Annotated in this window: 2 protein-coding genes; both read left to right on the forward strand. The window is 76.1% G+C overall.

Annotation, left to right across the window (positions count from 1 at the left end):
• On the forward strand, positions 1–1,976 hold a 1,976-nt coding region (locus ABD52_RS34705), incomplete at its 5' end, for a beta-ketoacyl synthase N-terminal-like domain-containing protein (RefSeq protein WP_047894515.1).
• A 25-nt stretch (positions 1,977–2,001) separates the two neighbouring features.
• A partial coding sequence (locus tag ABD52_RS34710) for an SDR family NAD(P)-dependent oxidoreductase (RefSeq protein WP_235437648.1) occupies positions 2,002–7,783 on the forward strand: 5,782 nt, incomplete at its 3' end.

Here is a 7,783-nt window from a genome sequence, read left to right on the forward strand (position 1 = left end):
CCCCGGCCTCGGTCCCAGCCCCGGCCTCGGCCCCGGCGCCGGCCCCAGCCTCGATCCCGGCCCCGGCGCCGGCCCTGACGACGGACACGGCCACGGCCCCGGCGGCGCCGGGTGGGCCGGCGGCCCCGCCGGGCTGGCTCGTGGGCATCTTCTCGGCGGCGCTGGGCATTCCCGAGCGCGACCTCGACCCGACCGTCGAGTTCGGCGACCTGGGCGTGGACTCGGTGCTCCTCGGCGAGCTGCTGATCCGCATCGAGGAGCGGCTCGGCACCCATCTCGACCCGGCGACGCTGCTGCTGCACCCCACGTTGGAGCGCCTCACCGCCCACCTCGGCGTGCAGGCCGCGGCTCCCGAGCCCGAGCCGCCGACTGGGCCCGAGGCGGTGAACTCGCCCGGGCCGGTGGCTGCGCCCGTACCCGTGACTCCGCCCGACGCGGTGACGGCGCCCGTACCCGTGACTGCGCCCGTACCCGTGACTGCGCCCGTACCCGTTGATGTGCCTGTGCCGACGGCGGCGCAGGCGGCGGTGGTCGCGGGCGGCGGCGCGCGGCCGGACCTGGACCGGCGTGTGGCGGTGATCGGCATGGCCTGCCGGTTCCCGGGGGCGACCGACGTCGCGACGCTGTGGGACAACCTGCTCCACGGGCGCTGCGCGGTCACCGAGGTGCCGGCCGAGCGGTGGGACCACCGCCGCTGGTACTCGCCCGAGCCCGGCCTCGGACGGTCGATCAGCAAGTGGGGCGGCTTCGTCGAGGGCATCGAGTGGTTCGACCCCGGCTACTTCGACATGAGCGACGACGAGGCGCGCTGCCTGGACCCGGCGATCCGGATGTTCCTGGAGGGCACCGCGGAGTGCCTGGCCGAGGCCGGGTACGCCCCGGACGAACTGCGCGGCCGGCGCGTCGCCGTCGTGGCCGGGGCGCGGCTGTCCGACTACGGCCGACGCGTCCCGATCCGCACCGACGTCCTGCGCTCCGACCAGAACTTCATCGCCGCCCGCGTCGCACACCACTTCGACCTGCGCGGCCCGAACCTGGTCGTCGACAGCGCCTGCTCGTCGTCGCTCGTCGCGGTGCAGGTCGCCTGCCGCAGCCTGCTCGCGGGGGAGTCGGAGCTGGCGGTCGTCGGCGGCGTCGAGGTGCTGCTGGACCCGGAGACGTACCTCGACCTGAGCGCCGCGCGGGCGCTGTCCCCGACCGGCCGGTGCTGGACGTTCGACGAACGCGCCGACGGCTTCGTGCCCGGCGAGGGCTGCGGCGTGGTGCTGCTCAAACCGCTGGCGGCCGCGCTCGCCGACGGCGACCGCGTCCACGCCGTGATCGACGGCGTGGCGGTGAACAACGACGGGCACACGATGGGCGTCACCACCCCCAGCCCCGCCGCCCAGGCCGACGTGGTCCGGCAGGCGCTGGCCGCCGCCGGCCGCCGCCCCGCCGACATCACGATGCTGGAGGCGCACGGCACCGGCACGCTCATCGGCGACCCGATCGAGCTGCGTGCCCTCAACGACGTCTTCGGCGACCGGCCCGGCGGCCGGATCGAGATCGGCAGCGTGAAGTCGAACCTGGGCCACCTGCTCAGCGCCGCCGGCATGGCCGGGCTGTTCAAGGTGGCGCTCGCCCTGGAACACGGCACGATCCCGCCGACGCTGTTCTGCGACACCCCGAACCCGCGGTTCGACTTCGACCGCTCACCGCTGCACCCCACCACGGAACCGGTCGGCTGGCCGGCCGGCCGGGAACGCGTCGCCGGCGTCAGCTCGTTCGGCCTCGGCGGCACCAACGCCCACCTCGTGCTCAGTGGCGCGCCGCCGGGGCCGGTACGCCGGGCGCCGCTGCCTCGCCCGGTGTTCCGGCGCAGGCGGCTGTGGCTCGACGGCGACGGCCCGGCCGAGGCGCCACCCCCGGCCCGGCCGGACACGGGCGAGCCGCTCACGGCGTCCCTGCTGCGACTGCAACTCGTCACCACCGACTGACCAGAAGACCGGAGGCAGGTTCCCGATGGCCGACGTCCAGAGCCGGTTCCGGCTCACCCACGACGACTTCGTCATGCGGAACCACCGGCTGCACGAGGTGTCGGTGCTTCCCGGCGTCGTCTTCTTCGACCTCGTCTACCGCACCGCCGTCGCGGCCGGCTGGGACCACCGCCGGCTCTGCGTACGGGACACAGTGCTCGCCGAGGCGATCGTCACCACCGACGGCTTCGACCGCGAGGTCGTGCTCACCATCGGCGAACCACAGGACGCGGGGCGTCCGTTCACCGTCCGCAGCCGCTGGCTTCGCGGTGACGACCCGGTGTCCGGCTGGCACGACAACGCGCACGGGCTGATCTGCGTCACCGACGAGCCGGTCCCGCCGCCGCTCGACCTGGCCGCGCTGCGGGCCGCCGCCGACCGGCACGACGACGTGGAGGTGCTCTACCAGCGGGCGGTACGGGAGCACATCCGCCACGGCCCGGCGATGCGCTGCCGCGGCACCCTGCACATCGGCGGCGGCGCGCTCCTGGCCGACCTGACCCGCGAGCAGCACCCGGGGGCCGCAGCCGCCGGGTTCCACCTGCACCCGGCCTCGCTGGACGCCTCGACGCTGGCCGGGTTCGGGCAGGTCGGGATGCCGACCGACGACCCGTTCGTGCCGATGTTCGTCCAGGAGTTCCGGGCACCCGAGCCGCTGCCGCCGACGTGTCACGTCCACGTCCCGCGCCCGGAACGGCTCGCGCCGTCCGGCGACGTGATCACCACCGACTACACGATCCGCGACGCGGACGGCCGGTTCCTGGCCGGCTTCACCGGCCTCACCTGCAAGCGCATCCGCGAATCCGGGCTGGTACGCCGGCTGCTCGCCGACGTGTCGGCCGACGCCGCGCCGGTCCGGCCCGCCGCCGCGCCACCGGCGACGGTGCCCGGGCAGGCCGCGGCGTCCTCGCCGGGCGCCGCGAACGGCTTCACCGACACGCTGCGCGCCGCCGTCGCGGACATGCTCGGCCGGCCGCCCGCCGAGGTGGCGACCGGCACCGGGTTCTACGACCTCGGCTTCGACTCGGTCGCGCTGCTCCGGCTCACCGAGCGGGTCGAGCAGCTCGTCGGCCGCAAGCTCTACCCGACGCTGTTGTTCGAGCACACCACCATCGACGCGCTCGCCGCGCACCTGTCCACCGGGCAGGCCCCGGCCGCGCCGGCCGTCCCTCAGTCGTCCGACGCGCCGGTGGCCGCCGCGGCTCCGGCCGCCCCCGAGTCGACGGTGCTGTCCTTCGTCGACGTTTGGGTGCCCGCGGACCCGGCGCCGCCGAGCACCGGTACCCCGGAGGCACTGGTCGTGGGCGGCGCGCTCCCCGCCGGGCTCGCCGCCGCCCACGTGGACTCCGTCGACCGGCTCCGCGACGCCCCTGACCTGCCGCCCGCCGTCGTCCTGCTGACCGACGACCCGGCCGCCGACCTGTGGCGCGCCGCCACCGCCCTCGTCGACGCCGGACCGCGCGACCTGCTCGTCGTGCACGCCGGTGAGACCACCGCCGAGCAGGCGGCGACCGCGGCGCTGGCCCGTACCGTGACCGCCGAGATCCCCGGCCTGCGCTGCCGGTTCGTCCAGGTCGATCACGCCCGCGACCTCGCCACCGCGGTACGCGCCGAACTGCGCGCGGGCGACGCCGAGCCGGAGGTCCGCCACGTCGGCGGCCGGCGTCTCGTGCGGCGGTGGCGCGAGGTGGACCCGGCCGCCGGGACCACGGGCGGGGAGCCGTTCCGCGACGGCGGCGTCTATCTGATCACCGGGGGATCCGGTGGTCTCGCCGCCGTCCTCGCGACGCACCTCGCGCGGCGGCACCGGGCCCGGATCGCCCTGCTGTCGCGCACCGCGCCCGCGGCGGCGCTCGTCGACCGGTGCCGCGCGGCGGGCGCCGAGGTACACGTGGCGATCGCCGACGTCACCGACGCCGCCGCTGTGGACGCGGCGGTGACCGGTGTACGGGAGCGGTTCGGCCGGATCGACGGGGTCCTGCACTGCGCCGGCGTCACCCGGGACGGGCTGTTCTTCCGCGGCGATCCGGGCGACCTCGCCGCCGTCGCCGCCCCCAAACTCGACGGCCTGCGCCACGTCGACGCCGCCACCGCCGGTGACGCGCTCGACTTCCTGGTCGCCTTCTCCTCCGCTTCGGCCGACGTGGCCAACCCCGGTCAGGCCGCCTACGCGTACGCCAACGCGGGCCTGCGGCACGTCGAGCGGCGCGGTCGCGGCCGGACCGTCGTCATCGGCTGGCCGTACTGGGCCGAGGGCGGCATGCGCGCGCCCGCCGACGCCCTGCGCCGCTCGACCGAGCACACCGGCCAGGAGCCGATGCCCACCGACACCGCGCTGGGCGTCCTGCGCGACGTGCTGCGCGGTCCGTACGACACGGTGCTGGTCCTGCACGGGCAGGCGGACCGGCTGCGGGAACTCGTGCCGGCCGCCGGTGCGGCTGCGGCCACCGCCGCCTCGCGCCCGGCCCTCGGAGCTGCCGCCGCCTCGCGCCCGGCTGCCGGGTCCGACGGCGGACCGGCCGACGGCGGACCGGCCGTCGGCGGGCCGGCCGTGGGCGGGCCGGGCGACGACGCGGTCGCGGTGGTCGGCGTGGCCGGGCGTTACCCCGGCGCGGACGACCTGGACGCGTTCTGGCGCAACCTGGCCGGCGGCGTCGACGCGATCACCGAGGTGCCCGCCGGCCGCTGGGACCATGCGGCGCTGTTCGACCCGGAGAAGGGCACCCCCGGGTGTACGTACGGCCGGTGGGGCGGCTTCCTCGACGGCGTCGACCGCTTCGCGCCGACCTTCTTCGGGGTGTCCCGGCGCGACGCCGAGCGGATGGACCCCCAGGAACGGCTGTTCCTCACCACCTGCTGGCACGCCCTGGAGAACGCCGGACATCCGCCCGAGACCCTGCGCGGCGAGGTCGTCGGCGTCTACGCGGGCGTCATGTGGAACCACTACCAGCTCGTCGGCGGGGCCACCGACGGCGTCGCCCCGACCGCGATGCACTGCGCGATCGCCAACCGCGTCTCGCACACCTTCGACCTGACCGGGCCGAGCCTGGCCGTCGACACCGCCTGCTCGTCGTCGCTGATGGCCGTGCACCTCGCGGTCGAGAGCATCCGGCGGGGCGAGTGCACGCTCGCCCTGGCCGGCGGCGTGAACGTGACAGTGCACCCGCAGAAGTACCTCCAGCTCGCGCAGGGGCAGTGGTTGTCCACCGACGGCCGGTGCCGCGCGTTCGGCGCGGACGGCACCGGCTACGTGCCCGGCGAGGGGGTCGGCGCGGTGCTGCTCAAGCCGCTGTCGCGCGCGCTCGCCGACGGCGACCACGTGTACGGCGTCATCCGCGCGACGTCGGTGAACCACACCGGACGTACCGCCGGGGCGACAGTACCGAGCCCCGGCTCCCAGGCCGCGCTCGTCCGCGCCGCGCTGGACTCGGCCGGCTGGGCCCCCGCCACGCTGGGCTACGTCGAGGCCCACGGCACCGGCACCGCGCTCGGCGACCCGATCGAGGTCGAGGGCCTCCGGCAGGCGTTCGACGGTGCGGACCTGCCGGCCGGGGCGTGCGCGATCGGCTCGGTCAAGTCGAACATCGGGCACCTGGAGGGCGCCGCCGGGATAGCCGGCCTGACGAAGGTGCTGCTGCAACTGCGGCACCGCGCGCTCGTGCCGTCGCTGCACGCCGAGGAACTCAACCCGCACATCGACTTCGCCGCCGTGCCGCTGCGGGTCCAGCGCACGCTGGAGCCGTGGACTCCGCCGCCCGGCGTACCGCGGCGGGCCGGCGTCAGCGCGTTCGGCGCCGGGGGCACCAACGCGCACGTGCTGGTCGAGGAGTTCGCCCCCGCCGCCGCACCCGCGCCGGACGGGCCGGCGCTAGTGGTGCTCTCCGCGCCGACCGCCGAGACACTGCGGGCGTACGCGGGCGCGATGGCGGCCGGCCTGCCGGAGTCGACCGGCCCGACCGCGGCGGTGGCCGACCTTCTCGGCGTACCCGAGGAGGCGCTGGAACCGTCGGCGACCCTCGGCGATCTCGGGCTCGACCCGGCGCGGCTGGCGGACCTGGTCGGGGTGGAGGCGATCGGCCGGCTGAGCGTTGCGACGCGCCTCGACGAACTCGCCGCGGACCGGGGCGTCCGCGACATCGCCTACACGACGCAGGTGGGACGGGCGCCGCAGGCGGTCCGCATCGCCGTCGTGACGTCCGGCACCGACGCGCTGCGCAGCGCGCTGGAACGCTTCGCCCGCGGTGCGGACACCGGGGACGTGGTGACCACCGGCGCGCCCGCCACCGGCGATCCGGTGGCGGCCTTCCGGGCCGGTGACCTGCACGAGGTGGCCCGGCACTGGGTCGGCGGCGGCGCGGTCGACTGGTCCGCCTGCTACCCGGACGGGCATCCCCGCCGCGTACCGTTGCCGACCTGCCCGCTGCCGGAGGAGCCCTGCTGGATCGGCGGCTGGGACGCCGCTCGCGCCGGCTCGGCCGGCACGCTCCGCGCCGGGACCGGCGGTGGCGACGCCGTCGCGGTGGCCGCGAGCCCGCCACCGGCCGTCGACGGCGACGTGGTCGTCCCGGACGGGCCGGACGGGCCGGACCTGGAGTTCCGTGTCCTGGACCAGGGCGTCGCGCTGGTGTCGATGCGCGCGCCGATGTTCACCGACGGGCTGCTCGCGGCTTTGGGGGACACGTTCGCGGAGATCGAGCGGCGCGACGACGTACGTGCGGTGGTGATCACCGGCCACGGCTCGGTATTCAGCATGGGCGGCACCCCCGAGGCCCTGCGGGCGCTGGCCGAGGGCGAGGGCACGTTCACCGACGCCGCGCTCGTGTACGAGGGCATCCTGCGCTGCACCCGGCCGGTCGTCACCGCCGCCGCCGGGCACGCCTCCGGCGGGGGACTGGCGTTCGCCTGCTACGGCGACGTGGTCGTCCTCGGCGACACCTCGGTGTACAGCGCGAACTTCACCCGCTACGGCTTCACCCCGGGCATGGGCGCCACCTACATCCTGGAGCAACGCCTCGGCCCCGCCCTGGCCGCCGAGATGATGCTGACCGGACGGTCGATGACCGGCGCCGAGCTGAGCCGGCGCGGAGCCGGCGTGACCGTGCTGCCGCCGCAGGAAGTCGTTCCGGCCGCGCTGGACCTGGCCCGGTCCATGGCGGACAAGCCACCGGCGGTGATCCGGTCGCTCAAGAACGAACTCGCCGGCCGGATCCTCGACCGGCTGCCCGAGGTCATCGCCAGCGAGGTCCGCATGCACGGGAACGTCCTCGGCGCGGAGTCCGCCGCCCTGGTACGGGAGCACTTCACCAAGGTCGACGAGTTCCGCGGCCGGGCGACGCCGGCCGCGCAGCCGGAGCCCGGACCGGACGACGGCGCGGTGGGCGACGCGGTGACGGAGATCGTGGGCGCCCTGCTGTACCTGCGCCCGGACGAGGTGCTGCCGTCCCGCACCTTCGCCGACCTGGGACTGGACTCCATCGGTGCCGTCGAGCTGGTGCGGGACCTCAACCGCCGGTTCGGCACCGACCTGGACTCGGCAGCCGTGTACGACCACCCCACAGTGCCCGATCTCGCCCAGGCGGTGCTGCGTAACCTGGCCGAGTCCGCCTCCCTGCGCGCCCAGGCCACCGCGCCCCCGGAGCCGTCCGTCGTGGACAGGGCACGGTCACGGAGCACGACCGCGGCGTGGAACGCGCCGTCGACGGGCCCGAACCGCTGTCGAGCCTCGGCCACCGCGCGGCGGACCGCGCCCGGCCCCGATCCCGACGGAC

Source organism: Micromonospora sp. RV43 (assembly GCF_001029515.1).
In the GTDB taxonomy this organism is placed as follows: Bacteria; Actinomycetota; Actinomycetes; order Mycobacteriales; family Micromonosporaceae; genus Micromonospora; species Micromonospora aurantiaca.